The sequence below is a fragment of the Streptomyces sp. cg35 genome (assembly GCF_050410835.1).
GTDB lineage: Bacteria > Actinomycetota > Actinomycetes > Streptomycetales > Streptomycetaceae > Streptomyces.
This window is the reverse complement of the sequence record NZ_CP191268.1, coordinates 4,739,440-4,763,689: the sequence shown is the minus strand read 5'-3', so window position 1 is coordinate 4,763,689 and position 24,250 is coordinate 4,739,440. Positions and strand designations below refer to the sequence as shown.

Genomic DNA, 24,250 nt, shown 5'->3' with positions numbered 1-24,250 from the left:
GCCGTCAGGCGGACGCGTTCGTGAGGCGGGTGAGGTCCGCGTCCGTCAGTTCCAGGTCCGCGACCGCGAGCAGCGCCGGGAGCTGCTCGACCGTGCGGGCGGACGCGATCGGCGCCGTCACGGTGGGCTGCGCGGCGAGCCAGGCCAGGGCGACCGTGGCGATCTCGGCTTCGTGGGCCTGCGCGATCTCGTCGAGGACGGTCAGCACCTTGCGGCCGCGCTCGCTCTCCAGGTGCTTGCCCGCGCCCGCGGCCCGCGCGCTGTCGACGGTGACCCCCGGGCGGTACTTGCCGGTCAGGAAGCCGGCGGCGAGCCCCCAGTACGGGACGACGCCGAGCCCGGCACGGGAGGCGATGTCCTGCCGCTCGCCCTCGTACGTGTCGCGCGAGACCAGGTTGTAGTGCGGCTGGAGGGCGACGTAGCGGGCCAGTCCCTCGCGGTCGGAGAGGTCGAGGGACTCCTGCAGGCGGGCGGGCGAGATGTTCGAGGCGGCGATGTTGCGCACCTTGCCCGCCTTCACCAGCTCGTCGAGCGCGCCGATGATCTCCTCGACCGGGATGGTCTCGTCGTCGTCGAAGTGCGTGTAGTACAGGTCGATGTGATCGGTGCCCAGGCGCTTCAGCGAGGCGTCGGCGGCGGCCTTGATGTTGTCGCCGCGCAGGCCCTTGAAGTCGGGGTGGCGGGCGACCTTGGTGGCGATGACGACGTCGTCGCGGTTGCCGCGGGCCTTGACCCACTTGCCGATGATCGTCTCGGACTCGCCGCCGTGGTTCCCCTCGGCCCAGGACGAGTACGAGTCCGCGGTGTCGATGAAGTTGCCGCCCCCGGCGGTGTAGGCGTCGAGGACCGCGAAGGAGGTGGCCTCGTCGGCTGTCCAGCCGAACACGTTCCCCCCGAGGGAGAGCGGGAAGACCTCGAGGTCGGAGGAGCCGAGCTTGCGCAGAGCAGGGGAAGAAGTCATGCCCTGCTTCAACGCCTTTGCGGAAGACGGTATTCCATGGGCATGCGAAACCGGCAGCCCTGACGTCGGGGGGTTGCCGCCAGGACCGCCGGAACTCGGAGGAGACACGCCTCGGAGGGAGGCATGACTCAGGGAGAGGCCCGCCTCGGAGAAGAGACGGGGCTCAGAGGGAGGGGACGCGGCTCAGGGAGTGAGGCCCTTGTCGCGCAGCCACGCCGCCGGGTCGACGCCGGTGGCGTCCCCGCCGGGGTGGACCTCCAGGTGGAGGTGGGCACCGGTGACATTGCCGGTGGCGCCCACGCGGCCGATGACGTCGCCGGTGCTGACCTTCTGGCCGACGCTGACGTTCATCGACGACTGGTGGCAGAACCACAGCTCGGTGCCGTCGTCGAGGGTGAGGACCGTGCGGTAGCCGTACGCGCCCGCCCAGCCGGCCTCGGTGACGGTGCCGCCGTGGATGGCGTAGATCGGCGTACCGGTGGAGGCCGCGAAGTCGAGGCCCGTGTGGTAGCCGGAGGACCACATGGATCCGGGCTGCCCGAAGGTGCCGGTGAGGGTGTACGAGGCGACCGGGAGCTTGTAGCTCTTGGCCAGCTTGGCGAGGCGCTCGGCCTCGGCCTTCGCCTTGGCCTCCGCCTCCGCCTTCTTCTTCTCGGCGGCTTCCTTCTTCTCGGCCGCGGCCTGCTTCTCGGCGGCCTCCTGGGCGGCCTGCTTGGCAGCGGCCTCCTCGGCCGCGGCCTGCGCCGCGGTGTCGGCCGCGTTCTGCTGCGTCTCGGCCTGCTGCATGATGCGGGCCCGCAGTGCCTCGCCCGCGTCCGACTGCCCGTTGCCCACCGTGGTGAGCGGGGCGGCCGAGGCGGCACCGGACGAGGAGTCGGAGTCGTCGGATATGAGCGCGCCCACTCCGGGCAGCGACTTGGCCGCGGGCAGCGAGTCCTTGACCGCCGACAGGTCGGGCATGGAGATCTGGACGGCGGGCTTGCCGCCCTGCGCGGTGGCGATGCCGCCCGCGCCGACGGCGGCGATCACGCCGACACCGAGGACGGTGGAGCTGCGCGCGAGTCCGCCGCGCTGACGGGCCACGCGGTGCCTGCCGCGGACGGGACGGACGGATTCCTCGGTGGGATTCCACTCCTCCCAGGTCTCCTGCTCGACGCCGAACTCGCCGGGGGCGGAGTCGGCGGAGAATCCGGAGAACTCGGGGGCAGGCCGGTTCGACGCCACGGGGGCGCTCTCCTTTCCTTCCTTCTCGCCTACCGGGTTAGCTGACGGGTTCGGAGCAGGAAGGTCTCCTACGAGCACGGCCCGACGCCCGAAAAGCGACGGAACGATGCCTGATTCACCCCAAGTTGGTGGTTCCCCGGCTCCCTTGCGGGATTAAGCGTGTGCGCACGGAGCCGTCGCTTGTGACGGCTGGGACGACCGCGCTGCGTTATCGAACGTTAATAGACAGCCGACAGTATTTCCAAGCCGTTCCCACTGATCGTTCACGTCTTTGGCCTGGACTTAACGGGGCACGACCGGGCGGAATCGGGCGAGTTGACCGACGATTTTGACGCACGGGAAACATGCCTTTTCCTGACGGTGCGTCAATTGTTATGCGCAGGGGGGTCGCTCGATCACCGCTCGTGACAATGATCAAGGGCGGTGCACGGCGAGCAGCGCCATGTCGTCCTTGGTGCCGCCTCCGGTGTGCCGGCGTACTTCTTCGGCCAGTGCCGCGAGGAGTTCCTCGGGGCCGGGGAAGATGCGCCCGGAGAGCCGGTCCGCGGGGTCGTAGAAGGCGCCCTTCGTGTCCCGCGCCTCGGAGAGCCCGTCGGTGTACAGCAGCAGCGTCGCCGCGGCCGGGAACTCCGCCTCGGTGGCCCGGTCCGGCCAGGCACCGAGCTCGCCGAGGCCCAGCGGCAGCGCCGCCTCCTCGGGCCTGACCACCCGGACCGTGCCGTCGCCGAGCAGCACGATCGGCTCGGGGTGACCGCGGTTGAGGACGCGCAGGAGGTCGCCGCCGTGCGGGATCTCGGCGAGCACGGCGGTGGTGAAGCCCTCGAAGTCGTCGATGCCGCGACGCCGGGTGCCCTCCCGGGCCAGCGCCCGCTCCAGGCGCTGGGCGACCGCCTCCAGGCTGCCCTCCTGCTCGGCGGCCTCCCGGAAGGCGCCGATGACGACGGCCACCGCGGCGACCGCGCCCATGCCCTTGCCCCGCACGTCCCCGACGACGAGCCGCACCCCGTGCGGTGTGTCCTGCACCGCGTACAGGTCGCCGCCGATGAACGCGCCGGCCTGCGCCGCCTCGTACCGCGCCGCGATGGCCAGGCCGCCGATCCGCCCGGCCGGTTCCGGCAGCACCGCGAACTGGGCCGCCTCGGCGATCTGCCGCGCCGAGGCCAGCTGTTCGTCGCTGCGGCGCACGATCCGGTTGATGAAGCAGGCCAGCAGGCACACGGTGGCCACGGTCACCATCTCGGTGACGATCGGGGAGCCGAACTCCCGCGTGTATCTGACGTGCACGGCGGCTATGGCGCCGATCGAGCCGACCCCGGCCAGGATCGTCCCGGACAGCGAGAAGAACGGGGCGGCGACCAGAGGCGCCGCGCTGAACAAAGGAGCCCCGGAGAACCCGGACGGGGTGCAGTACTCGTAGACCGCGCCGCCGATGATCAGCAGCGCCGGCAGCAGCCGCAGGAAGACGTGGGTGACGCTGGCGTCCGCCACCTGTCTGTGCCGCCCTCCGCGCTGCCCCACCAGTTGTCTCCTGCCGCGTCCGCGCCCCGGTTTCCGGCGTCTCACCAAGGGTTCCCGGGGAGGGGGCGCGGGGCGACCAGTACGGGTCCGTCCGGGTGAGGCGTCCCGGGAGCCCGCGGGGTGCGGCGCCGCGAGAGCCCCGCACCCGATCTCGGCTCACGGGGCCCCTACGGCGCGAGGGCCCCCGCCTTCACCTCCGCCAGCCGCCCACCCCGCCCGAGCCGGTGCAGCGCCACGGCCCCGACCGCCCCGACAGCGGCCAGCGCCCACCACACCCCGGCCGGGGAGCGCGCGATCAGCGCCCCGGTGCCGAGGTTCCCCACGGTGATCCCGATCCCGCACACCGTGTTGTAGAGCCCGTAGTGCGTGGCGACCCAGCGCCCCCGCGCCAGCGACACCACCGTGTCCATCTCGAAGGGGTAGAGCACGGCCGTCGCCGCCGCGAGCCCCGCCGCGCACAGCAGCAGCCCGGCCACCCCGGTCAGGCCCGCGCCGCCCGCCGCGGGCACCAGGAACGAGGCGCCCATCAGCCCGAGCCCGGCGACCAGGCACTGCTCACGGCTCCACGTGCGCCGGCACCAGTCGGTGATCCGCAGCTGCCCGGCCAGCGCCACGAGCCCCGACACCACGAACAGGGCGCCGGTCGCGACCTGCCCGGCCCGGCCCCCGCCGAGCAGCCGCTCCACGGCGAGCGGCAGGGCCAGATAGACCTGGAACGACAGCACGTACGACCCGGTCATCGCGAGCGAGAACAGCCAGAAGGAACGGTTGCCGAGCACCGTCCGCCACTGGCCCCCCTCGTCACCGGAGCCCGCCGCCGCCCGCCGCCGCACGGGCAGCCGCAGCGCCTGCACGACCGAGAGCACCGCGAACAGCACCGCCGACACCGCGCACGTCAGCCGGAAGTCGACGCCGGTCAGGGCGAGCCCGACGAGCGGCCCGAGCAGGATGCCCGCCTGGTAGTAGACGTTGAACAGCGCGAACGCCTCCACGCGGCGCTCCTCACCGGCCTCGGCGGCGACGTACGCCCGCACCGCCGGATTGAACAGCGCGCCGGCGAGTCCGGTCGCGACCGACGCCGCGATCAGGACCGGCAGGGTGTCCGCGAAGGCGAGCGCGCCGAAGCCGACCGTCCGCAGCGCGCACCCGGCGATGATCATCGGCTTGAAGCCGAGCCGGTCCGCGAGCGCGCCCCCGGCCAGGAACATGCCCTGCTGCGACAGGTTCCGCACCCCGAGCACGAGCCCGACCGCCCAGGCGGCGAGCGACAGTTCCCCCGACAGATGCGCGGCCAGGTACGGCATCAGCATGTAGAAGCCGAGGTTGATGGTGAACTGGTTGACGTACAGGAGCTGGACAGCGGGCTCGAACCGGCGGGTACGGACCAGGAGTTGAGGCGCGGGCATCAGCGGGCCCCCTCCGTCGCGCAGCGGGCGCCACGGGCCGCGGGGCCCGGCACGTACGACCAGCTCTCGATGCCGGGGCCCGGCCCGGCCACCGCCCGCGGGGCCTCGGCCACCGCGCCCGCCAGCAGCCCGTGCGCGGCGCAGAACTCGTCGCTGAAGACCGTGTCGAAGTACCGGTGCGGCCCGTCGGGGAAGACGGCGACGATCCGCGTCCCGGCGGGCCGGGTCCGCGCCAGCCACCCGGCCACGAGCGCCACCGCCCCCACGCTCCACCCGCCGGTCGCGAACTGCCGCTCGGCGAGCCGCCGCGCGCTGCGCACCGCCTCCGCCGGGGCGATCCAGTGGATCTCGTCGAACGCGGCCCGGTCGACGTTGCCCGGGTGGATGGACGAGCCGAGCCCGCGCATCAGCCGCGGCCCGGCCGGCAGACCGAACACGGTGGAGGCGACGGAGTCGACGCCGACGAGTTCGAGCGCGGGCATCCGGTGCCGCCCGCGCAGCGCCCGGGCGAGCCCCGCCGAATGACCACCGGTCCCCACCGCGCACACCAGCACGTCGAACTCACCGACCTGCTCGGCGAGTTCGGCGGCCAGTGGGGCGTACGCGGCCGGGTTGTCGGGGTTGTGGTACTGGTTCGGGCACCAGGCGCCCGGCAGTTCGGCCAGCAGCGCGGCGACCCGGTCCACCCGGGCCTGCTGCCAGCCGCCGACCGGGCTCGGCTCGTGCACCCGGTGCACCCGGGCGCCGTGCGCGGCGAGCATCCGCGCCACGATGGGTTCGAGACCGGGGTCGGTGACGACGTGCACGGGGTGTCCGTAGTGCACCCCGGCGAGCGCGAGCCCGAGGCCGAGCGTGCCGGACGTCGACTCGACGATGGCGCCGCCGGGCCGCAGCTCGCCGCGCTCCCGGGCCCGTTCGACCATGTACAGGGCGGCCCGGTCCTTGATGCCGCCGAAATTGAAGCCTTCGAGTTTGGCCCAGTAGCCGTCGATCCACAGCACGGGGGTGTTGCCCACGGCGGCCGGGGCGGCCGGGGGCTGAAGCTTGCCGATCATGGGGTGAGCAGGTGTCCTTCGAGTGGTCGGATCCGGACGCGGAGGCGGACCCGCCTCAGTTCCGGTCGACCCCGAGGGCGATGAGGAGCCGGTGCCCCGCGACCGGCGGGACCTCCCCGGGGTGGGCGGCCCCGGCACACGGGGCCGGGACCCGGGGCGCGGCCGGACGCCGGGTCACCGGGCCGCCGCCCGGCCCGTCCGGGTGCGCGCGGTCGGCCGGCTGGGCAGCGAGGTGCGGTTCGGCGGGGGTGCAGCGGTGATGGTCGTGACGGGCGGCGGCCGCGGTGTCGTACCCGTCGGGGCAGCTGCCGGAGAGGAACAGCGCGCACAGCGCGAGCAGCAGCGCGAGGGCCGCTGCCCGCCGCGTCGACCGACTCGACCCCTGCCGTACGTCACTCATCGTGCGGCTGAGACTACGACGCGTAGCCGTCCGCGATCAAAAAAGAACCGAGGCCGGAATCTCGAAGGATTCCGGCCTCGGTCTTCAGTAGCGGGGACAGGATTTGAACCTGCGACCTCTGGGTTATGAGCCCAGCGAGCTACCGAGCTGCTCCACCCCGCGTCGGTGAAACCAACAGTACGCCATCAGGAGCGACGAACGCGAATCGGTTCTGCGGGGGCCCTCCGCGCCGCTCTCAGACCGACTGCGCGTGGGTGAGCGTCTCCCAGGCCACGAACAGATCGTCCGTGCCCTCGGGCCGCTGCTGCCGGGTGAGCTTCTCCGTCTCGGGGAGGTGCATCTTCAGCCGGCCCTGGAGGTGGCTGAGCCCCACTTCCGTGTCGGGCCCCATGTCGCGCTGCACCTTGCCGCCGCACAGCCAGGACGGGGCGGTGGCGCCGAGCTGGTACTTGGAGTGGAACTCCAGCGCGGCCGCGAGCCGGTCCTTCACCTCTCCGTACAGGTCGAGGCCCTGGTGCCAGGCGGTCTCGGCGATGTGGGAGGTCGCGGCGAGGGAGTAGCTGGCGTGCTTGAAGTTGCGGCAGGTCTCCTGGGCGAGCCCGTCCTTGAAGGTCTTCTGCCCGAACCAGTACGTCTGCAGCTTGGCCGGGGTGTCGATGTCGCTGCCCGCGGGCTTCACCGGCAGCGGCCCGTCGGAGGAGAGGTAGAAGTACGCGGGGACGCGGGTCCGGAAGTGCGCCACGGCCTTGTCGAAGGCGGCCCGGTCGTTCAGGTACACCGCCATGCTCATGGTGGCGTCGGCCATGACCAGGTCCCAGTTGCCGTTGAAGTCGGCGGAGCCGGTCTGCACCACGGGCAGGTACGCGTCGCGCAGCATCCGCTGGAACTTCAGCTCCTGCCCGTCCGGCCAGCCGTCGTACGTGTACTGCATCAGCTCGGCGGCCTTCGCCCAGGACGTGGCGGCCCAGGCGGTCTGCAGCCCGGCGTTGCCCTCGGTGTGCTCCTTCACCTCGGCGGACCAGGCGTCCATGATCTGCACGGCCTTCTCGGCGTGGGCCTTGTCACCGGTGATGTTCCACAGCAGCGCCTGCGTGTACGCGGCGATGGCGTCCTCGCGCTCCTCGACACAGCCCTGGCCGGGGCGCGTGTCGGGCGGACACTCCACGGTGGCGTACGGCTTGGCCTTGTAGTCGAGGGCGGCGTACTTGCTCCCGCTCATCTCCTTGTACGCCGACAGCCAGGGCTCCTCCTTGCGCGCCACGTGGTCGTGAACGGCCGTCAGCTGCGCCTTGCCGACCAGCACACCGGGGTGCGCGAAGGCCTGCCCCGCGGGGCGGGTGTCGGGGTGCGCCGCGACGTCCGCGGTGGTCCCCGCGGACGTGCCGCACGCCGTGACGGCGCCCATCAGGACTGGGACGAGGAGCCCCAGAAGAACGCCTCGCGCCCGCGTGCCCGCTGCCATGCCATACCTCGCCATGCCTCCGGTACCTCCGGTTCGGTCACTGGCAGCCTGACCCGTGCGGGCGAGCGGCGCAGGATCTGTTGCGCCGGTCGGGAGCGCACGCTTCGTCAAGATTGGTCAAAGCACCCGCAGTACGGCCTTCAGACCCGGCCCGAACAGAGCTTCCCGCCGTCTTAGACCTGACGGGTGGGTGCCCTCCCTCCCCCGTGTCCGCCCGGACTTCCCCGCCGTTGGTGGGACATGACCTCAACTCGACGAGCCATCACCGCTGTCCTGCTCGCGGTCGGAGCCACCGCGATCGCCGTCCCGACGGCGGGAGCCGCTCCGCTTCCGCTGGGCGGTGGGAGCGGCGAAGCCATCTCCCCGACCGCGACGCTCGACTCGGTGTCGACCATGGCGATCCCGGCCGAGCACCGCGCCGAGCTGCCCAGCACGGCCGGCCAGCTCTCCGGTCTCGACCGGCTGAACGAACTGCACCAGCTCACCGACCTGGTGGCCCCGGTCACCAACGTGGTGCCCTCGGTCCAGTAGGTCCACGACGCGACGATGGCGGCGGATCGCACGCGATCCGCCGCCATCGTCGTGTCCGGGCCCGGCGACGGGGCCGGAGCACGGCGGAGGGGCAGCCGCACCGGGCGACTGCCCCTCGGGTACTTCAGTTACTTCAGTGGTTCTCGGCGCCGTTGCCGGAGAGGACCGGGATGTCGTCCAGGATGTGCGACAGCGGCTCGTCGCCCTTGGCCTGGGTCGAGTTCTCGACGCACTGCTGGTTCTGCGGAGCCGACAGGATCGGGATGTCCTGGACGGCGACCGGGACGACACCGACGAGGGAGCCGGCGTTGACCTTGGCCGGCAGACCGACACACGGCTTGTTCAGCGAACCCTGGACGAGACCGAGCTGCGGGCTCATGTCGCCGTGGGTCGCGGAGTTGCCGTACGCCTGCATCGCACCGTTGCCGCTGGCGGACGTCGTGCCGCCGTCGTCACCGATGGCCAGGGCCTGGGGAGCGGCCACCGCCGACAGGCCCGCGACGGATGCGGCGATCGTTGCGGTTGCCCACAGCTTCTTCATGAGTTTTCCCTTCACTGAACGAACTCCGATTGGGGAGTTACGTTTGATCAACTGGTCAGCATTCGGACGGTTGCGGAGCGCGACCCGTTCGGCCCAGTGCCGTCCGCCTCACTTGCAGGCCAGCTTGTCCCCGTGCACGACGGTCTGGACGGTCAGGCGCGGCGGGTCCAGGGGTTCGGTCCGGGAGCCGGGCGGGGCCGCGGGGCGGTCCTCCTGGAGGCTCGCGAAGAGACGCCCGGCGCGCTCCTGGTCCCAGCGCAGCGTGGACCCCACGTTCTCGATCAGCGGGTTGAACCCGTCGATGGGCACCGTCCCGAACTCCGTCTTCGCCAGCGGGATCTTGCGGAGGTCCCGCGCCAGGGACACCAGGTCGCCCACGCTGAATCCCTGGTCGACCGAGGCGGATCCGAGGACCGTCCTCGCCAGCCCCGAGGCCTTGGCCGGGTCGGCGAGGATCTTCCCCAGCCGGTCGCCCCGCATCGCGTTGACCAGGAAGCGCTGCTGGCGCTGTACGCGTCCGAGGTCGGCGCTCGCGTCCAGGTGGCGGGAGCGCACGTACTGCAGGGAGGGGCCTCCGGCGAGGCGGTGGCCGCCGGGGGCGAGGTTCAGCTTGGTGGCCGAGTCCGACAGCCGGCGGGGCGTGCAGACCTTCACCCCGTTCACGGCGTCGACGCTGTCGATGAACCGGCGGAAGTCGATCTGCAGGAAGTGGTCGACGCGCACACCCGTCATCGACTCGACCGTCTGCACCGCGAGCGCCGGTCCGCCTTCCGCGTACGCGGCATTGATCTTGGCCGGGTGCTTCTCCCGCACGGTGCCGTCGGCGTCCGTGTGCTCCGGGATCTCCGCGTAGGAGTCCCGCGGCAGGCTCACCACGCTGACCCGGTCGTGCTTCTGCGACAGATGGATGAGCATCATCGCGTCGCTGCAGTTGCAGGCGACCCCGCCGGCGTGGAACTTCTCCTTCTCCGCGCGGGTGATGGTGTCACGGCCGTCCGTGCCCATCAGGAGGATGTTGGTCCCTTTTCCGTTCTCCGGGCGGTCCTGGTCCCGCAGCCCGCCGAAGACGTCCACCTGGGCCGGCAGGGCGCCGGCCACCTGCCCGGCCACGGCGCTCGAAAATGCCAGGAAACCGAGAGCGAGGGCTCCGAGCGCAATCCCTCTACGGCCACCTCGAAGAACACTTTTCCGCATCGTGACACTCCACTGGGAAGGGGTAGGTGCACGAGGAGGATAGGCAGATCTTCTTTTTTTCCAGGGGAGCCCGCGTCGCGCTCGGCGAAAGTAACCCTTTCGCCTCACAAGGCGATTGGCGCCGTGCGCTCCAGAGGTATGGGAGACCCATCGAACCGCTGGACAGCAAGAGGTGATGACATGGGAGTACCTCACGAGCGCTGGCACCGACAGGCGCTGATTCCAACCAGCAGGACGTCACCCGACACCCCGAGCTCGACCCCCACCTACGCGTCCTTGGTGGACGAATGGCGCGCCCTGGGGAAAACGCTTCCGGACCAGTTCGACGCGGAGTGGAGCGACATCGTTTCCCGCGACTTCTGGAACAACCCCTGAACAAAAAAAGTTGGGCCGCCATAAATGGCGGCCCAACGTGCACTGCGTGCTCCGTCAGTGGTTTCCGGCACCGTTGCCGGAGAGCACCGGGATGTCGTCCAGGACGTGCGACAGCGGCTCGTCGCCCTTGGCCTGGGTCGAGTTCTCGACGCACTGCTGGTTCTGCGGGGCGGACAGGACGGGGATGTCCTGGACCGACACCGGCACGACGCCGACGAGCGAACCGAGGTTGGCCTTGGCCGGCAGACCGACACAGGGCTTGTTCAGCGAGCCCTGGATGAGCGCCATCTGCGGGCTCATGTTGCCGTACGTGGCGGAGTTGCCGTACGCCTGCTGAGCGTTGTTGCCGCTCTCGGAGGTCGTGCCGCCGTCGTTGCCGACCGCCAGGGCCTGCGGAGCCGCCGCCGCCGCAATGCCGACGAGGGACGCGGTGACAGCCGCGGCAGCCACAGCCTTCTTCATCATGGGAGGTTCCCCTTCATTTGCCTTTTGGGAGCACCCGGATCAACTCCGAAACACTGGATCGGTTGCCCAGGTTCACCCGGACGGGGATCGCCGCCGCTATCCGTTGGGCCCCTTGCCGCACACCCCACGGACCCGTGCGGATAATCCGATCCGTATGACAAACATGCCCGTCACACCAAGTGCCCGGGACCTGGCCAATCGAGTGAATCCGCAGAACTATTCACCCGTTCCCGGAGTTGTTTCATTCGCAGTAACCGGTGCCTGTCAGAAAAGGAACAGATCAATGCTCAAGAAGGCTATGGCTGCAGCTGCAGTCGCCGTTTCCGTCGTCGGTGTCTCGGCCGCGGCCGCCCCGCAGGCGCTCGCCATCGGCGACGACACGGGTACCACGTCGGCCAGCGGCAACGGTGCCGAGCAGGCCTTCGGCAACTCCGTGACCGAGGGCGACATGAGCCCGCAGCTCGGCCTGGTCCAGGGTTCGCTGAACAAGCCCTGCATCGGCCTGCCGGCCAAGGCCAACGCCGGCTCGCTCGTCGGTGTCGTGCCGGTGTCGGTCCAGGACATCCCCGTCCTGTCCGCCCCGCAGAACCAGCAGTGCGTCGAGAACTCGACCCAGGCCAAGGGCGACGAGCCGCTGTCGCACATCCTGAACGACATCCCGGTCCTGGCCGGCAACGGCGTGCAGAACGGCTGATCCAGCCGCCGCACGGACAGCCCGGGCCGCCCGCTCCTTCCGGAGCGGGTGGCCCGGGCTTTTTTCATCGCGTTTTCTTCTTGCCGGATCAAATTCCATCCATCACGCATGGAACTTCGTCGGGGTGAATCTGGCCGCCGCGCGAGGCAATGCAGTTTCCAACTCGGACGCTGACTCGTTCGCATTTCAGAGGGGCCGGCCGCCCGGAATAAGTAATCCCATTCCGGCGGTCAGGCATCTCGGTCATTTTTCTGAGCAAATGGAGAGAAACATGTCTCTGAAGAAGAGCGCTGTCATCGTGGCCGGTGCGGTCATGGCCCTCGGCATGGCGGCCCCCGCGTTCGCCGACTCCGGCGCCGAGGCCGCGGCCGTGGGCTCCCCGGGCGTCCTGTCCGGCAACGTCCTGCAGGTCCCGGTCCACGTGCCGGTCAACTTCTGCGGCAACAGCATCGACGTCATCGCGCTGCTGAACCCCACGTTCGGCAACACCTGCGCCAACAGCTGACGCAGCGACTGCGGTCACGCCTCCCGGCCGACCCTGGATGCCCTCGGGAACCAGGGTCGGCTTCCACTTTTCGAGCAGGAAGGGAAACGCATTGAGGCAGGCACTGAGAATGGGCATCATGGCGGCCGCGGCGGCGACCGGCATTCTGTCCATGCCCGGCACCAGCGCGTCCGCCATGACCGGCGACCAGGAGCAGTCGGGCGGTTCGCCCGGCGTGCTGTCGGGCAATTCGGTCGCGGCTCCGTTGTCGGTTCCCGTGAACCTCTGCGGCAACAGCGTCGACGGAGTGGCCGCGGCGAACCCCGCCTCGGGCAACCACTGCGCCGGCCGGTCCGACGCCACCGCCGCCGCTGAGCACGATGCGGACGGGTACGGCGACGAAGCGGCCGGGAGCCACGCCGACGAGGCGCAGACGTCCCAGGCGAGCAGCACGGCGCAGTCCGCGCAGTCCGGGGGTGTCCTGTCCGGGAACTCGGTGCAGGCACCCGTGGACATCGGCCTGGATCTCTGCGGCAACACCGTCGACGTGGTGGGCGCCCTCAACCCGGTGACGGGCAACGCGTGCGCGAACTCCGGCGACGCGTCGGCGACTCCGCCGCCCGCCGAGGCCGAGCTTCCTCCCGCGGGCCCCGGCACCCCCGCGACGCCCGCCACCGACCGGGCCGTTCCGGCGCCGGGCCCGGTCCGTGCGGCCCGGCCGGTCGTGCGGCAGGAGGCGCTGTCCGCGGCGCAGGTGCCCGTCGTGCGTCAGGCGTCCGTCGCGCGGGAGCAACTCGCCGACACCGGAGCCGATCAGAACCTTCTGGCGGCCGCGGCCGCCAGCGCCGGGCTGCTGGTCGGGGGCGGGGTCCTGTACCGCAGGGCGCGTGCCGCAGGGCGATGAGCGCCGGGTCGGGAAGAGCTACCCACACGCTCTTCCCGACCCACGGAGGCCACGGAGACGCCGCGGATACAGGCTGCCTCCACACGGCGTGGAGCCGACGGCTGGGAGGAAGGCAGCGCGGCCGTTCTCATGACGCGTGCCAGTGGACCACCGGCCCGCCCGCCCAGAAGAACCGGTTCACCCATTCGCCCGCGAACTCACCCCAACGGGTCCTGAGGGCCCGCGACTCTCAGCCGTCGGACGCGACGGTGACGGGGTCCGGCAGCTGCCTGCGGCCCGGCGGGACCACCGGGCCGCCCCGCCAGGGCTGCCGCGCCAGATGGCGTACGACCCCGTCGACCAGGGCCGGCGCCGTGTACGACGCCCCGTGGACGAACCGCATGGCCGGCCCGAAGTCCGCCGCGGTGACCAGCCCCGCGAGAAAGAGCCCCGGGTAGGCGGACGCGAAGCCGCGCCCCACGCCCGGTGCGGATTCGGGGTCCCGGGCGAGCAGGTTCCGTACCCGGGGCGCCAGCACGGTCATCCGCGCGCGGCTCGCCCGGAAGCCCGTGGCCGCGATGACGTGATCGGTCTCGAAGTCCTCCGCGCCCGCCGCCGGACCGGCCGTGCGGAGGTGGATCCGCCCCGACGACAGGTTCGCGTCCACCACCGTGCGCCCCATCCGGAGGTCGACGGCCCCCTCCGTCACCCGGTCCCGCACCCACCAGGCGCCCGCGGGCCCCAGCGCCGTCGCGGTGACCTCGGCGCGGGTGCGCTCGGGCAGCCGCCGGAAGGCTCCCGGCCGCTCCGCGTAGAACCAGTTGCGCCAGCCGCAGCCCAGGCCGCTGTGGGGTGCGCGCAGACTCTTCCACCAGGGCCGCACCCAGGGCGGCGGGACACTGTTCCAGGCCAGCCCGGGGGCGCGGGCCACGATGCGTACCCGAGTCCCCTGTTCGGCGAGGAGCGCCGCGGTCTCCAGTGCCGCCTGGCCCGCGCCGACGACCGTGACGTCCGCCCCACGGAACCGGCCGAGGTCGCTGTGCATGCTGCTGTGCGTCACGTGATCCTCCGTCAGCCCCCGCAGGGCCTGCGGGATGTGCAGGTACGGCAGCACCCCGGTGGCCAGCGCGACGGCCCTGCTGCGCAGGATCTGACCGTCCTCGGTCTCGGCCGTGAATCCGTGGGGTGCCGCGTCGACGCGGACGATCATCCGCTCGTCCGGGGGCGTCACCGCGTGGCGGGCGAACCACTGCCCGTACGACGCGAACGTGTCCACGGGGATGGGGTGCCCGTGCCGTGCGTCCACGCCGCGGTCGGCGCAGTACTGCTGGAGGCGGTATCCGGGCCGGGGCGCGGAGAGGTCGGAGGCCCACGGTTCCGACTTGAGGAACATGCCGCGGGGCATGTGGTCCCGCCACGACTCCATCGGCCTCCCGAAGACCCGCGTACCGAGTCCGCGGGCTTCGGCGTGCGCGGCGATGGACAAGCCGTAAGGGCCGGCCCCCACGATCAGCAGGTCGTACATCAGCAGTTCGCCTTTCTTTCGGCTGCGGTGGTCCGGACGGCGGCAGGGGGGTGCGTGGCGTCGGGGCGGGCGTCGGCGGCCGTCGGCCTGGCCCGGCGCAGCAGTCGGCGTGCCGCGTGCTGCGGCCACTCGGTGGCCATGCCCCACGCGGGCGAGGGGTCGTCCCGGGCGTGCCAGGCGAACTCCCGTGCTTCGGAGCCTCGTTGGGCGGGGAGGGCGGAGGTCACCAGGGACTTGAGCGCGGTCAGCGGCGCGTAGTTCTCCACGACGAAGGTGCGGCCCGGCAGCGCGCGCCCGGCGGGGAGCGGCTGATGGGTCAGGTCGAGGTACTGGGCCCGTACGACGTCCAGGCCGTTGCCGTCCGCGAACAGCCTGAACTGCGCTCCGGGCCGGGGGTTGAAGTCCAGCAGGCAGTACCGGCCCGTCTCCGCGTCGACCCGGAAGTCGATGTCGAAGATGCCCCGGTACTCCAGCCCCTCGACCAGGCGCTCGACCATGGCCTGCAGTTCCGGGAGAGGGGCCCAGCGGCCGACGGCGGTCAGCCCGGCGCCACGGGGCCACGCCTGACGCTTGCTGCCGGCTCCCCCTGCGTGCAGGCGCCCGGCCCGGTCGACGTAGCCGTGGAAGAACCAGTCGCTGTCCCGCCCCGCCGCCAGGTACTTCTGGAGCAGGAGCTCGCCGCCGGTGCCGAGGCCGCGCCGGTAGAGGTCGCGCGCCTCCTCCGCGGAGCCGATCAGGCAGGTGCTGCGCAGGCCGGAGCCCTGCGGGAGCAGCCACGGGCGGCTCCACTTCGCGACGGCGGGCAGGCCCAGCTCCGCGACCGCGCGGTACGCCTCGTGCTCGTCGCGCGGCTGCACCGTGACGGGGTGTCCGATGCCGGCGGCCCGGCACAGTTCGGGCAGCCGTGCCTTGTCGGCGACCCGCTCGGCGAGGTGCCGGGGCTGCTCCGGCAGCAGGAACGTCCCGGTCAGCTCCTCGCGCAGTTCGCTCACCGCGATGGCCCCGGCGTCATCCATCGGGATCAACACCGCCGGTCGGGCGACCCGCGCCGCGGTCCGCCACAGGACCCTGCCCACCTCGCCGGGCGTCGCGCCCGGGGCCGGCGGGGTATGCATCTGGCTGACGAAACGGGAGCGGGCCACCGGGCTTCCCCCGGCCTCGGCCGCCACGTGCACCTCCGCACCGCAGCGTCCCAGGGATCTGACGGCGCCCAGCGTTCCGTGGTGGAAGGGGTTGGGATCGATCCGCAGCAGCACGACCGGGACACAGGGGTCGAGCATGTGTCGATTCCTTTCCAGGAATTAACCCGTGAGGGTGACGAAGGGCGGCCATCGGCTGTTCCACGATTGGCGCCATAAGCATTCATATGACTGAGTGTCAGGAATGGAGCGAGTACGGCACGAGGAGCAGGCATGGACGGAAAACGCCGAGGGATGAAGCGCAGGCGACTCCCGCTGATCGCGGCAGGGGTCCTGATCCCCCTGGTGGTCGCGTCAGGATCCGTGTCCATCGAGCGCGCGGACGCGAGCCCGCGCGGCGAGCCGACTCCACCCGGCACCTCGTCGGCCGTCCCGTGGTGGCCGACGGAGACGCCCGGCACACCCGTCCCGGCCGCGGCGAGCACCCCGCCCGCTCCGGAGCCGAGCACCGTCCCGAGCCCCGATCCGACGACGGCCGTCCCGCCGTCCGCGGAGACGTCCCCGAGCCCGGAACCGAGCACCGGGGCGAGCGCCGAGCCGAGTACGGAGCCGAGTGCCGACCCGTCCACGAAGCCAGACAAGTTCCCGGCGTTCGGGGCCTATCTGGACTTCGGGCCGCGCGGCGTGACGCGGATGACCAAGCTGTCGAAATGGCTCGGCGGCGCCGACCTGCGCGTGGGGCACACCTATCTGCCCGGCGACCGGTGGACCAACATCGAGGGCACCCCCTCGTTCCTCGACAGCTGGGCGAAGTGGCGCCGGGAGCGTGACGACCGGCTGTTCGTCCTCAACGTGCCCATGCTGGAGCGCAACGAGGAAGGCGTGTCGGACACCGAGGTACGCGGCCTGCTCCGGCAGGGCGCGGCGGGCGACTTCGACGAGCACTTCCGGGCCCTGGCCGAGCGCCTGGTCGACCTGGACGTGCCGGACACCGTCGTGGTGCTCGGCTGGGAGATGAACGGCACCACGTACACGCACCGCTGTGGTCCCGACCCGGCGGCGTGGAAGAAGTACTGGACCCGGATCGTGACGGTGATGCGGTCCGTGCCGGGGCAGAAGTTCCGCTTCGACTTCACGCCCAGCCGGGGCCGGGACGCCGTGCCGTGGACCGAGTGCTACCCCGGCGACGACGTGGTGGACATCGTCGGCATGGACTCGTACGACCAGCCGGAGGGCAAGTCCTTCGACGAGCAGGTGTCCGAGCCGTACGGGCTGCAGCAGCAGGTCGACTTCGCGGCGCAGCACGGCAAGCCGATCTCCTACCCGGAGTGGGGGCTCTTCCGTAACGGCGACAACTCCGAGTACATGAGCCGGATGCTCGCCTGGATGGACGAGCACAAGCCGCTCTACAACACGCTCACGGACTACTGCCCGCACGGTGTGTGGCAGTGCGACGACAACCCGAAGGCCTCGGAGGTCTACCGGAACGCGTTGACCGGACGCGACAAGCCGACCGAGCCCACGCAGCCGACCGACCCGACCGAGCCCCCGAAGTGTTCGCCGATCGATCTGGGTGACTGGGTCGAGCACTGGCTCGGCGGCAAGCTGTGCCTGCGGTTCGACTGGTGGGAGCGCAATTCCTGAACCGGCGTGACCACAGGACGCGGTGGCGGCCCGGGCTCTAGGCCCGGCCGCCACCGCGCTCCTTCCAGGCCCGTCGCGCCTGCTTGGCCAGGGACCGCGCGCGGCGGTCGGCGAGGAGTGCGGCCAGCTGGGGGGCGGAGCCGCGGCGGGCCAGGAGGAACCGCTGGTTGACCACCTGCTCGGGGCGCCAGTGCAGCTTGTAGGGCTCGGTGCCCCGCAGCAGGCTCAGCACCCCGGCCGGGGAACCGTCCTGCAGATGCTGGGCGCAGGAGCGCAGCAGCATCGTGGCGACGTCGATCTTGCGTTCCCTCAGCTCCGGGTGCGCGCCGTAGAGGTAGCCGCCCGCGAGCCGGGGGGACACGAAGGTCAGATCGGCGGCCACCACGGCGCCGTCCAGGGAGAACTCCGTGACGACGGCGTCCCCCGTCTCGGCCATCAGGGCGACCGAGCGGCTCAGGTGCTCGGCGAAGCGCGGCTTGACGTGCTCCGTCGTCACCTTCCGCTCCTGCCACTGCAGCCGGTGGAGGTCCAGGAGACGGCGTACCGACGAACCGGCCTCGGCCGGGGGGACGACACGGCGCTCGATCCCCATCGCGTCCAGCTTGCGCATCTTGGCCCGGGCGCGCTGGGCCCTGGGCCGGGGCAGCCGCTGCACCAGGTCGTCCATCGGCAGGGCGGGCAGTTCCAGGCACGCCGAGTCGTCGAGCCGGCGGCGCGGTCCCGGCCACCTGTCGTGCAGGGCCTCGACCGCGCTGCCCGGCCGCACCTCGCGGAAGTCGATCACGGCGCCCCTGGCCAGCCGCCACAGTCCGGCGCCCAGGGCGTCGAGGGCACGGTCGGCCGAACCGGCCGGATCCGCCTCGACGAGGACATCGCTGAAGTCGGAGATGTCCGTCCCGAGCGGCGTCAGCGTCGGGAAGGGGCGCGGCCGCCGCATCAGCGGGGCGGCGGCCACGAGCCGGCCGCCCTGGCGTACGAGCACGACGCACAGCCGGCTGCCGCCGCCGTAGGACAGCCACCAGGAATGCAGCCAGGCGTGGCTCTGGAACGGTGTCGCGGTGCCGCAGGCCCGGTGCAGCCGGTTCCACTCCTCGCGCAGCGCCCCGAACTCGGCCGCATCGCCGCACACCGTGACCACGGGCCCGGACGCGCCTTCCGGCATCAGGCGCCGCCCCGCACGCCGGCCGCGGCGGCGGGGGCCGGGACGGTGGGCGTGGCCGGTTCGGTCGTCCGGCGCGGACGCAGCAGCAGCGCCAGCCCGCCGAGCAGTCCGCCGGCGCAGGCGCCGACGAGGGTCGTCAGGCCGCCGGAGGCCGACGAGGGCTCGGTCGGCTTCACCGCCCGCGTGAAGCGCAGCAGTTCGACGTGGGTGTCGTCCTTGGTGTGGCTGGCGTTCGTGGTGAGCGCGCGGGCGACGGCGTTGGCCATCGCCATGGCCTGGGCGGGCTTCTCCGACGACGCCGAGATCGCGACCATGGGCGCGTCCGGCGACGTCTGCGCGCGGACGTCCGACTGCAGCGTCCGGACCGGCACGCCCGCCGCGACCTGCGCGTCGCTCAGCACCGCGACCTCCGTGGCCACGCGGCTGTACGCCTGCGCGAAGCCGAGCGCGGACATGGGGTCGGACTTCTCCGTCGGCACGGCGATCACGTAACTCGTCGCCGTGTACTGCGGCGTACTGGCCACCGCGTACGTGCCGCCGGCGAGGGCGCCGACCACGATGCCCAGCGGCAGCGGCCACCATCGCGGCAGTTTCCTCGTGCGCGCCCCGGTCCGGGCGCGCAGCGTGCGGGAGATGTCCCTGTCCTGAGCGGCTTCGGTCATCACGTACTCACTCCTGAGGTCGGTGCGCCCACGGCCGTCGCGTACACCTCGTGGTGCAGTGCGGCACTGCGGGCGATGCTGTAGTGGAGGGCGGCCTCCGACGGCGGCCTGGCGCCGGCCGGCTCGGTGCGGATTCTTCGGATTTCACGGACGAACGAGGCGGGGTCGCACGGGACACGGACGGCTCGGGCGGCCGTTCCCGGCGGCAGGTCGTCGACCGCGGGGCAGGTCACGTAGAGGACGGGCAGCCCCGCGGCCAGCGCCTCCACCACGGCCAGGCCGAACGCCTCGTCGACGGACGGCGAGGCGAGCACGTCCGTCGCGGACATCAGCGCGGGCAGGTCGACGGCGGCGCCGGGGAGGTCCGGGGCCGTGTGCGGGCGCTCCCCCGCGAAGACGACCCGGTCGAGCACTCCGGCGCGCAGCGCCGCCTGCCCGAGGAGCTCCTGCTCCGGTCCCGTGCCGACCAGCAGGAGCCGCACGTCGTCGGGGAGTTCGCGCAGCGCGGCGATCAGGACGTCGAACCGCTTGCCCGGCACCAGCCGCCCCACCCCGCCGATGACGAAGGCGTCGGGCGGCAGGCCGAGGGCGGCCCGGGTCCTGGCCCGGGCGGCGGGGTCGTAGGCGAAGCGCGCGACGTCGACACCGTTCGGGACGACGCGCACGCGCTGCGGGGCGACTCCCCACAGGTGCAGCCGCTCGGCCACGGCCGGGGACACGGCGATGGTCGTGCGGCCCAGCTTCTCGCCCGCCAGATAGAGGGCCCGTACGCCGCGGGTCAGCGGGCGCCCCTCGATCTGGCCGTCGCCCAGGGAGTGTTCCGTGGCGACGACCGCCCGCACCCCGGCCACGCGGGCCGCGATCCGGCCGTACAGGCAGGCGCGGTAGAGGTGCGTGTGGACGATGTCGTAGCGGCCGGCGCGGATGAGCCGGACGAGGCGGGGCAGGGCGCGCTGGTCCCGGTTCCCGGCCATGTCGAGATGGGCGACGCGGACGCCGTCCCGGCGCAGGCCCTCGGCGACCTGGCCCGGGTTGGTCAGGGTCACGACGTCGTGCGAGTCCGGCATGTGGCGCAGGAGGAGCCGCAGTTGCTGTTCCGCGCCGCCGGCGCCCAGGCCGGTGATGACGTGGAGGACCTTCACCGCGCGCCCTCCCCGACGTGCCAGGCGCGTCTTCGTACCCGGTGGATACGGCGCTTGACTTCGAGCCGCCAGGGGCTGTCCCGCTGCCCGACGTACACCCGGGGCAGCGCGTGCACGCTGGTCAGGGAGCCCGGGGAGATGGCGCAGCCGTAGCGGTAGCCGGCCCGGCGGACGGCGTCCACCGTCGGGGTGTCGACGTATCCGTACGGGTAGCAGAAGCCGTGCACCTCGCCGCCGGTGAGCTCTTCGATCTGCGCCTTGCTCCGCTGGATCTCGGCCCGGCGCTGCTCCTCGTCCGCGCGGGTGAGGTCGACATGCGTCAGCCCGTGCGAACCGATCTCCATGCCGGCCGCCGCGGCCGCCCGGATGCCCTGCGCGGTCAGCAGCGGCTTGCGCGGGCCCTCGGCGTCCCAGCCGTTCTCCCCGCCGAGCCGGCCCGGCAGGACGAAGACCGTGGCGGAGCACTGGTAGTGCTTGAGCAGCGGCAGGGCGTTCTCGACGAAGTCCCCGTACCCGTCGTCGAAGGTGAGGCCGACCAGGCCGCGGCCCGCGCCGCGGGTCCGGGCGTCGAGGAGTTCCGCCATGCTGACGCCGCGCAGCCCGCGCGAGCGCAGCCAGCCCAGCTGTTGCCGCAGACGGTCGGGGGTGACGGTGACGTTGTACGGGTCGTCGGTGCAGTCGTCCACGGAGTGGTACATCGCCACCCACGGAGAACGCCCGGGCAGACGTTCCCTGGTCCTGGGGCCGGGTGGTTCCTGGAGCACTGTTTCAACGGGCATTGCGGAGCTTTCTGGTCGCGATGCGGACGGCGGGCAGAAACGCCTGGACGTTCAGGGCCCACAGAAGGAAGCCGAAGACGGCCCCGATGGCCAGGCAACCGACGGCGAGTGCACCCAGCGGCTGCTCGATCCGGGCCGTGCACAGCAGCCCGGCGGCCGTGGCGGCCACGGCCGCGAGCAGCGTCTTGGCGAGTTCGAGCAGCACCACGGGCAGCCGCACGGGGACGCTGCGCTTGTCCATCGCCGTCAGCAGCAGCACAGCGGTGAACGTGATGCCCAGGGCGTTGGCCGCGGCGATGCCGCCGACCCCCCAGATCGCGACGGCCCAGGTTCCCGTGCCGGCCGTGAGCGTCATGCCCGCGGCCATCGAGGCCACCGGGTACCAGGTGGGCCGGCCGGCGGAGAAGTAGGAGCGGACCAGCGCGCCGACGAGGCAGTGCCCCAGCAGGCCCAGCGAGTAGACGCGCATGATGGACGCGGTGGCCGCGGTGTCGGCGTCCGTGAACGCGCCGCGCTGGAACAGCAGCTGGATGATCTGCGGGGCGCAGGCGAACACCACGGCCGCGCCGCTCAGGACGATGCAGGCGGCGAGCGCCACATCGCGCTCGACCCGGTCCCGCGCCCGCTCGGTGTCCCCGCGGGCCAGCGCCTTCGCCACCACGGGGAAGGTGACCGTGCACAGCATCAGCGAGAGCACCATCGGCAACTGCGCCACCTTCTGCGCGTAGTTGAGGTGCGAGATGGCCCCTGACGGCAGGGAGGAGGCGAGGAAGCGCTCGATGAAGACCTGCGACTGGCGGCACAGCGCGAAGAGCAGCACGGTCGCGATCAGCGCCATGTTCATCGACTGCTTCTTCGCCGCCTCCTTGCCGTCCGCGGCGGCCCGGTACGCGGCGCTCTTCAGCCTGCGGCGCAGTGACGGCGCCTGGACCAGCACCATCAGACAGCCGCCCACCGCCACACCCGCGGCGGCGGCGCGCACGCCCCAGCGGTCGGCCAGCACCAGCAGCGTGACGATGATGCCGACGTTGTACGCGACGTAGATGGCGGCCGGGGCGAGATAGTCGCTGTGGGCGCGCAGCGCGGCGCTGCAGTACCCGGTGAGCCCGAAGGTCAGTACGCAGGTCGCGGTCAACCGCGTGCAGTCCACGGCCAGTTGGGGGTCGGGAAGGCCCGGCGCGAGCAGCTCGACGAGCTGGGGCGCGCCGATCATCAGGAGCACGGCGGAGGCCACGAAGGCCAGCGTGAGCCGGGGCAGCGAGGTGGCCACCAGGGCCCGCACCGGGTCCTGGCCCTTCGGCGCCGCGGCGCGCGCGGCGATCGCGGCACTGAAGGCGGGCACGAGCATGAACGCGAGCCCGTCCTCGATGAGCAGCGTCGAGGCGACCTCGGGCACGGTCCACGCCACCAGGAAGGCGTCCGTCTCGCTGCCGGCTCCGAAGAGGTGCGCCAGCGCCTGGTCCCGTACGAGGCCGAGCAGCGACCCGGCGGCGGAGAGCACGGCCGTCAGCAGCGCGGCCCGGGCCAGGAAGGTGTTCGAGGCGCCGTGGGCGTCGCGGCCCTTGTCGACGACGGGCGGGGCCGGCTGCTGCGGCGGCACCGCGGGGGAGCGCAGTGCCTCGTCGCCGTCGGGGGGAAGCGTGGGTTTCATCGCTCGGCTGCCGCCTCGGAGACCGCCGCCGGGGCCAGCGCCCACCAGGCGACCAGGCCGAACACGACGGCGGTGAGCACCGTCGAGGGCCCGCCGATGTCCGCGTACGCGAAGTCGATCATCTGCCAGACGAGCAGCCCGCACGCGATGAGCCCGCAGTCGAGGCCGCTTCCCCGGCGGTGCGCCCCGGCCAGCCGCCGCGCGCCGCACACCAGCATCGCGGCCCAGGCCCCCACGATGGCGCACAGGCTCAGCAGACCCTGCTCGCTGAGCACCAGCAGGTACATGTTGTGCGGCGACAGCAGCGGCTGGCGGCGGAAGTCCGATCCCGCGCCGGCCACGTCGCTGCCCGCGGACAGCGCGATCGACGCGTGGCTGTCGCGGTAGGCGGGGAAGTTCTTGAGCCCCACGCCGGTGGCGGGGTGCTCCTCCCACATGTCGATCGCCGCCGCCCACATGGTGTACCGGTCCGTCACGGACTGGTCCGGCGCGGCCGTGACCTGCGTGATGCTGCTCAGCCGCTCCTGGAGCATCGACGTGCCCACGCCGAACCCGCCGACCAGGACGACCGCCACGGCGACGCCCACGGTGAACAGGCGGGCGGCGCGGCGCAGTCCGGTGAGGGCGATCTGGAGCACGCAGACCACGGCCGTGGCGATCCAGGCACCGCGGCTGAAGGAGAGCGCCAGCGGCACCACGAGCCCCAGCGCGCAGCCCAGCGCGACGAGCCGCGTGCGCGGCGTCCCGCCCCCGAGGGCCAGGGCCACCGCGCAGATCAGCCCGTACGCGACCACGGTGGACATGCCCATCACATCGGTGGCGCCGAACGTGCCGACGGCCCGGATGTCCTCGCCCGCGTACGAGGCGCCCGTACCGGTCAGGTACTGGTAGACGCCGATCGAGCCCTGCCACAGTCCCAGCGCCACCAGCGCCCAGCCGACGAGCCGGAAGTCGCGCCGGTCCCGTACGAGGAGCAGCACGGCGGCGGGGACGAGCACGAGGATCTGGTAGTAACGCACCAGTCCCTGAAGGGCGTTCGGCAGCGAGTCGGCGCCGAGGGCGGCCACCGCGACGGCGATGACGGGCAGCCCGAGCACGACGTACGCGGTGCGCGTCAGGGGGCGCAGCCCGTGCCGCACGGCACGGCCGACACAGAAGATCACGACGAGCCCGGAGACGGCGTCGGCGGGCGTGCCCCCGCTGCCCGCGTCGTGGCTCCCCTCCCCCAGGGGCAGAGCCAGCATGCTGATCAGCAGCAGGACCGGGAGCACGGGCCCGGCCCGGCGCACGGCCCGCCGGACCACGGCGGCGGGACCGGGGTGGAGCCCGCCGACGGCGGGGAGGACTGTCACT

The 24,250-nt window shown here is 72.2% G+C and carries 24 protein-coding genes, 1 tRNA gene and 1 riboswitch; of the genes, 6 read left to right on the top strand and 19 right to left on the bottom strand.

Annotated features, from left to right (window positions below):
- Nucleotides 1-4: 4 nt before the first annotated feature.
- The 8 genes from ACQUQD_RS21660 to ACQUQD_RS21625 all read right to left on the bottom strand — a co-directional run bounded on the left by ACQUQD_RS21660 (nt 5) and on the right by ACQUQD_RS21625 (nt 8,026).
- A complete protein-coding gene (locus ACQUQD_RS21660) occupies nt 5-961 on the bottom strand; it encodes an aldo/keto reductase (protein WP_428953775.1) in 957 nt (318 codons plus the stop codon).
- Nucleotides 962-1,144: 183 nt separating this feature from the next.
- Entirely contained in the window at nt 1,145-2,185 is a 1,041-nt protein-coding gene (locus ACQUQD_RS21655) for a M23 family metallopeptidase (protein WP_428953774.1), read from the bottom strand.
- An 11-nt stretch (nt 2,186-2,196) separates the two neighbouring features.
- A riboswitch (cyclic di-AMP (ydaO/yuaA leader) is annotated at nt 2,197-2,355 on the bottom strand.
- A 244-nt stretch (nt 2,356-2,599) separates the two neighbouring features.
- A complete protein-coding gene (locus ACQUQD_RS21650; protein WP_428953773.1) occupies nt 2,600-3,703 on the bottom strand; it encodes a PP2C family protein-serine/threonine phosphatase in 1,104 nt (367 codons plus the stop codon).
- Between the two features lie 167 nt (nt 3,704-3,870).
- A complete protein-coding gene (locus ACQUQD_RS21645; RefSeq protein ID WP_428953772.1) occupies nt 3,871-5,109 on the bottom strand; it encodes an MFS transporter in 1,239 nt (412 codons plus the stop codon).
- Nucleotides 5,109-6,164 (bottom strand): PLP-dependent cysteine synthase family protein, encoded by a 1,056-nt coding sequence (locus ACQUQD_RS21640; RefSeq protein WP_428953771.1) that lies wholly within the window; start codon nt 6,162-6,164, stop codon nt 5,109-5,111. Before ACQUQD_RS21640 ends, ACQUQD_RS21645 begins: the two co-directional genes overlap by 1 nt.
- A gap of 55 nt (nt 6,165-6,219) precedes the next feature.
- Nucleotides 6,220-6,564, bottom strand: a complete 345-nt coding sequence (locus ACQUQD_RS21635; protein WP_428953770.1) for a hypothetical protein — start codon at nt 6,562-6,564, stop codon at nt 6,220-6,222.
- 88 nt (nt 6,565-6,652) lie between these two features.
- A tRNA-Met gene (locus tag ACQUQD_RS21630) sits at nt 6,653-6,726 on the bottom strand.
- 73 nt (nt 6,727-6,799) lie between these two features.
- Nucleotides 6,800-8,026 (bottom strand): alginate lyase family protein, encoded by a 1,227-nt coding sequence (locus tag ACQUQD_RS21625; protein ID WP_428953769.1) that lies wholly within the window; start codon nt 8,024-8,026, stop codon nt 6,800-6,802.
- A 240-nt stretch (nt 8,027-8,266) separates the two neighbouring features.
- Between ACQUQD_RS21625 and ACQUQD_RS21620 the strand changes: the two genes are divergently transcribed.
- Nucleotides 8,267-8,557 (top strand): hypothetical protein, encoded by a 291-nt coding sequence (locus ACQUQD_RS21620; RefSeq protein ID WP_428953768.1) that lies wholly within the window; start codon nt 8,267-8,269, stop codon nt 8,555-8,557.
- A gap of 133 nt (nt 8,558-8,690) precedes the next feature.
- Here the strand turns inward: ACQUQD_RS21620 and ACQUQD_RS21615 are convergent, their stop codons facing one another.
- Together ACQUQD_RS21615 and ACQUQD_RS21610 are read right to left on the bottom strand one after the other, a co-directional pair.
- Nucleotides 8,691-9,098 carry a rodlin gene (locus tag ACQUQD_RS21615; protein WP_428953767.1) on the bottom strand — a complete coding sequence of 136 codons (408 nt, stop codon included), beginning with the start codon at nt 9,096-9,098 and terminating at the stop codon, nt 8,691-8,693.
- A gap of 108 nt (nt 9,099-9,206) precedes the next feature.
- Nucleotides 9,207-10,208, bottom strand: coding sequence for an LCP family protein (locus tag ACQUQD_RS21610; RefSeq protein WP_428953766.1), 1,002 nt, complete (start codon nt 10,206-10,208; stop codon nt 9,207-9,209).
- 264 nt (nt 10,209-10,472) lie between these two features.
- Here ACQUQD_RS21610 and ACQUQD_RS21605 point away from each other — a divergent pair, with 264 nt between their 5' ends.
- Nucleotides 10,473-10,667, top strand: a complete 195-nt coding sequence (locus ACQUQD_RS21605; protein ID WP_428953765.1) for a hypothetical protein — start codon at nt 10,473-10,475, stop codon at nt 10,665-10,667.
- 54 nt (nt 10,668-10,721) lie between these two features.
- Here ACQUQD_RS21605 and ACQUQD_RS21600 read toward each other — a convergent pair whose 3' ends face one another.
- Nucleotides 10,722-11,132, bottom strand: a complete 411-nt coding sequence (locus ACQUQD_RS21600; RefSeq protein ID WP_428953764.1) for a rodlin — start codon at nt 11,130-11,132, stop codon at nt 10,722-10,724.
- A 283-nt stretch (nt 11,133-11,415) separates the two neighbouring features.
- Here ACQUQD_RS21600 and ACQUQD_RS21595 point away from each other — a divergent pair, with 283 nt between their 5' ends.
- The 3 genes from ACQUQD_RS21595 to ACQUQD_RS21585 all read left to right on the top strand — a co-directional run bounded on the left by ACQUQD_RS21595 (nt 11,416) and on the right by ACQUQD_RS21585 (nt 13,214).
- Nucleotides 11,416-11,826: a rodlin gene (locus ACQUQD_RS21595; RefSeq protein ID WP_428953763.1), complete on the top strand. Its 411-nt coding sequence runs from the start codon at nt 11,416-11,418 to the stop codon at nt 11,824-11,826.
- Nucleotides 11,827-12,097: 271 nt separating this feature from the next.
- A complete protein-coding gene (locus ACQUQD_RS21590; protein ID WP_428953762.1) occupies nt 12,098-12,331 on the top strand; it encodes a chaplin in 234 nt (77 codons plus the stop codon).
- A gap of 118 nt (nt 12,332-12,449) precedes the next feature.
- Complete coding sequence (locus tag ACQUQD_RS21585) at nt 12,450-13,214, top strand: chaplin (protein WP_428953761.1); 765 nt, start codon at nt 12,450-12,452, stop codon at nt 13,212-13,214.
- 229 nt (nt 13,215-13,443) lie between these two features.
- Here the strand turns inward: ACQUQD_RS21585 and ACQUQD_RS21580 are convergent, their stop codons facing one another.
- A complete protein-coding gene (locus ACQUQD_RS21580) occupies nt 13,444-14,718 on the bottom strand; it encodes an NAD(P)-binding domain-containing protein (protein WP_428953760.1) in 1,275 nt (424 codons plus the stop codon).
- The gene (locus ACQUQD_RS21575; RefSeq protein ID WP_428953759.1) at nt 14,718-15,998 is read right to left on the bottom strand and encodes an ATP-grasp domain-containing protein; all 1,281 of its coding nucleotides are present in this window, start codon (nt 15,996-15,998) and stop codon (nt 14,718-14,720) included. Before ACQUQD_RS21575 ends, ACQUQD_RS21580 begins: the two co-directional genes overlap by 1 nt.
- 132 nt (nt 15,999-16,130) lie before the next feature.
- Here ACQUQD_RS21575 and ACQUQD_RS21570 point away from each other — a divergent pair, with 132 nt between their 5' ends.
- Nucleotides 16,131-17,501, top strand: a complete 1,371-nt coding sequence (locus ACQUQD_RS21570) for a glycosyl hydrolase (RefSeq protein WP_428953758.1) — start codon at nt 16,131-16,133, stop codon at nt 17,499-17,501.
- Nucleotides 17,502-17,538: 37 nt separating this feature from the next.
- Here the strand turns inward: ACQUQD_RS21570 and ACQUQD_RS21565 are convergent, their stop codons facing one another.
- The 6 genes from ACQUQD_RS21565 to ACQUQD_RS21540 form a co-directional block, all read right to left on the bottom strand.
- A complete protein-coding gene (locus tag ACQUQD_RS21565) occupies nt 17,539-18,663 on the bottom strand; it encodes a GNAT family N-acetyltransferase (RefSeq protein ID WP_428953757.1) in 1,125 nt (374 codons plus the stop codon).
- Entirely contained in the window at nt 18,663-19,325 is a 663-nt protein-coding gene (locus ACQUQD_RS21560; RefSeq protein WP_428953756.1) for a lipopolysaccharide biosynthesis protein, read from the bottom strand. Before ACQUQD_RS21560 ends, ACQUQD_RS21565 begins: the two co-directional genes overlap by 1 nt.
- Entirely contained in the window at nt 19,325-20,467 is a 1,143-nt protein-coding gene (locus ACQUQD_RS21555; RefSeq protein ID WP_428953755.1) for a glycosyltransferase, read from the bottom strand. Before ACQUQD_RS21555 ends, ACQUQD_RS21560 begins: the two co-directional genes overlap by 1 nt.
- Complete coding sequence (locus ACQUQD_RS21550; protein WP_428953754.1) at nt 20,464-21,165, bottom strand: polysaccharide deacetylase family protein; 702 nt, start codon at nt 21,163-21,165, stop codon at nt 20,464-20,466. Before ACQUQD_RS21550 ends, ACQUQD_RS21555 begins: the two co-directional genes overlap by 4 nt.
- Before the next feature lie 70 nt (nt 21,166-21,235).
- Nucleotides 21,236-22,897, bottom strand: coding sequence for a murein biosynthesis integral membrane protein MurJ (gene murJ, locus ACQUQD_RS21545; protein WP_428953753.1), 1,662 nt, complete (start codon nt 22,895-22,897; stop codon nt 21,236-21,238).
- Nucleotides 22,894-24,249: an O-antigen ligase family protein gene (locus ACQUQD_RS21540; protein ID WP_428953752.1), complete on the bottom strand. Its 1,356-nt coding sequence runs from the start codon at nt 24,247-24,249 to the stop codon at nt 22,894-22,896. The genes murJ and ACQUQD_RS21540 overlap by 4 nt, the downstream gene beginning before the upstream one ends.
- Between the last annotated feature and the right edge of the window lies 1 nt (nt 24,250).

Coding starts and splice junctions, on each gene's coding strand:
- ACQUQD_RS21590 (WP_428953762.1), top strand. CDS start 12,098: ATGTCTCTGAAGAAGAGCGCTGTCATCGTGGCCGGTGCGGTCATGGCC.
- ACQUQD_RS21580 (WP_428953760.1), bottom strand. CDS start 14,718: ATGTACGACCTGCTGATCGTGGGGGCCGGCCCTTACGGCTTGTCCATC.
- ACQUQD_RS21550 (WP_428953754.1), bottom strand. CDS start 21,165: ATGTACCACTCCGTGGACGACTGCACCGACGACCCGTACAACGTCACC.
- ACQUQD_RS21660 (WP_428953775.1), bottom strand. CDS start 961: ATGACTTCTTCCCCTGCTCTGCGCAAGCTCGGCTCCTCCGACCTCGAG.
- ACQUQD_RS21605 (WP_428953765.1), top strand. CDS start 10,473: ATGGGAGTACCTCACGAGCGCTGGCACCGACAGGCGCTGATTCCAACC.
- ACQUQD_RS21595 (WP_428953763.1), top strand. CDS start 11,416: ATGCTCAAGAAGGCTATGGCTGCAGCTGCAGTCGCCGTTTCCGTCGTC.
- ACQUQD_RS21620 (WP_428953768.1), top strand. CDS start 8,267: ATGACCTCAACTCGACGAGCCATCACCGCTGTCCTGCTCGCGGTCGGA.
- ACQUQD_RS21645 (WP_428953772.1), bottom strand. CDS start 5,109: ATGCCCGCGCCTCAACTCCTGGTCCGTACCCGCCGGTTCGAGCCCGCT.
- ACQUQD_RS21625 (WP_428953769.1), bottom strand. CDS start 8,026: ATGGCAGCGGGCACGCGGGCGCGAGGCGTTCTTCTGGGGCTCCTCGTC.
- ACQUQD_RS21560 (WP_428953756.1), bottom strand. CDS start 19,325: ATGACCGAAGCCGCTCAGGACAGGGACATCTCCCGCACGCTGCGCGCC.
- murJ (WP_428953753.1), bottom strand. CDS start 22,897: ATGAAACCCACGCTTCCCCCCGACGGCGACGAGGCACTGCGCTCCCCC.
- ACQUQD_RS21585 (WP_428953761.1), top strand. CDS start 12,450: ATGGCGGCCGCGGCGGCGACCGGCATTCTGTCCATGCCCGGCACCAGC.
- ACQUQD_RS21565 (WP_428953757.1), bottom strand. CDS start 18,663: ATGCCGGAAGGCGCGTCCGGGCCCGTGGTCACGGTGTGCGGCGATGCG.
- ACQUQD_RS21575 (WP_428953759.1), bottom strand. CDS start 15,998: ATGCTCGACCCCTGTGTCCCGGTCGTGCTGCTGCGGATCGATCCCAAC.
- ACQUQD_RS21615 (WP_428953767.1), bottom strand. CDS start 9,098: ATGAAGAAGCTGTGGGCAACCGCAACGATCGCCGCATCCGTCGCGGGC.
- ACQUQD_RS21635 (WP_428953770.1), bottom strand. CDS start 6,564: ATGAGTGACGTACGGCAGGGGTCGAGTCGGTCGACGCGGCGGGCAGCG.
- ACQUQD_RS21600 (WP_428953764.1), bottom strand. CDS start 11,132: ATGATGAAGAAGGCTGTGGCTGCCGCGGCTGTCACCGCGTCCCTCGTC.
- ACQUQD_RS21640 (WP_428953771.1), bottom strand. CDS start 6,164: ATGATCGGCAAGCTTCAGCCCCCGGCCGCCCCGGCCGCCGTGGGCAAC.
- ACQUQD_RS21570 (WP_428953758.1), top strand. CDS start 16,131: ATGGACGGAAAACGCCGAGGGATGAAGCGCAGGCGACTCCCGCTGATC.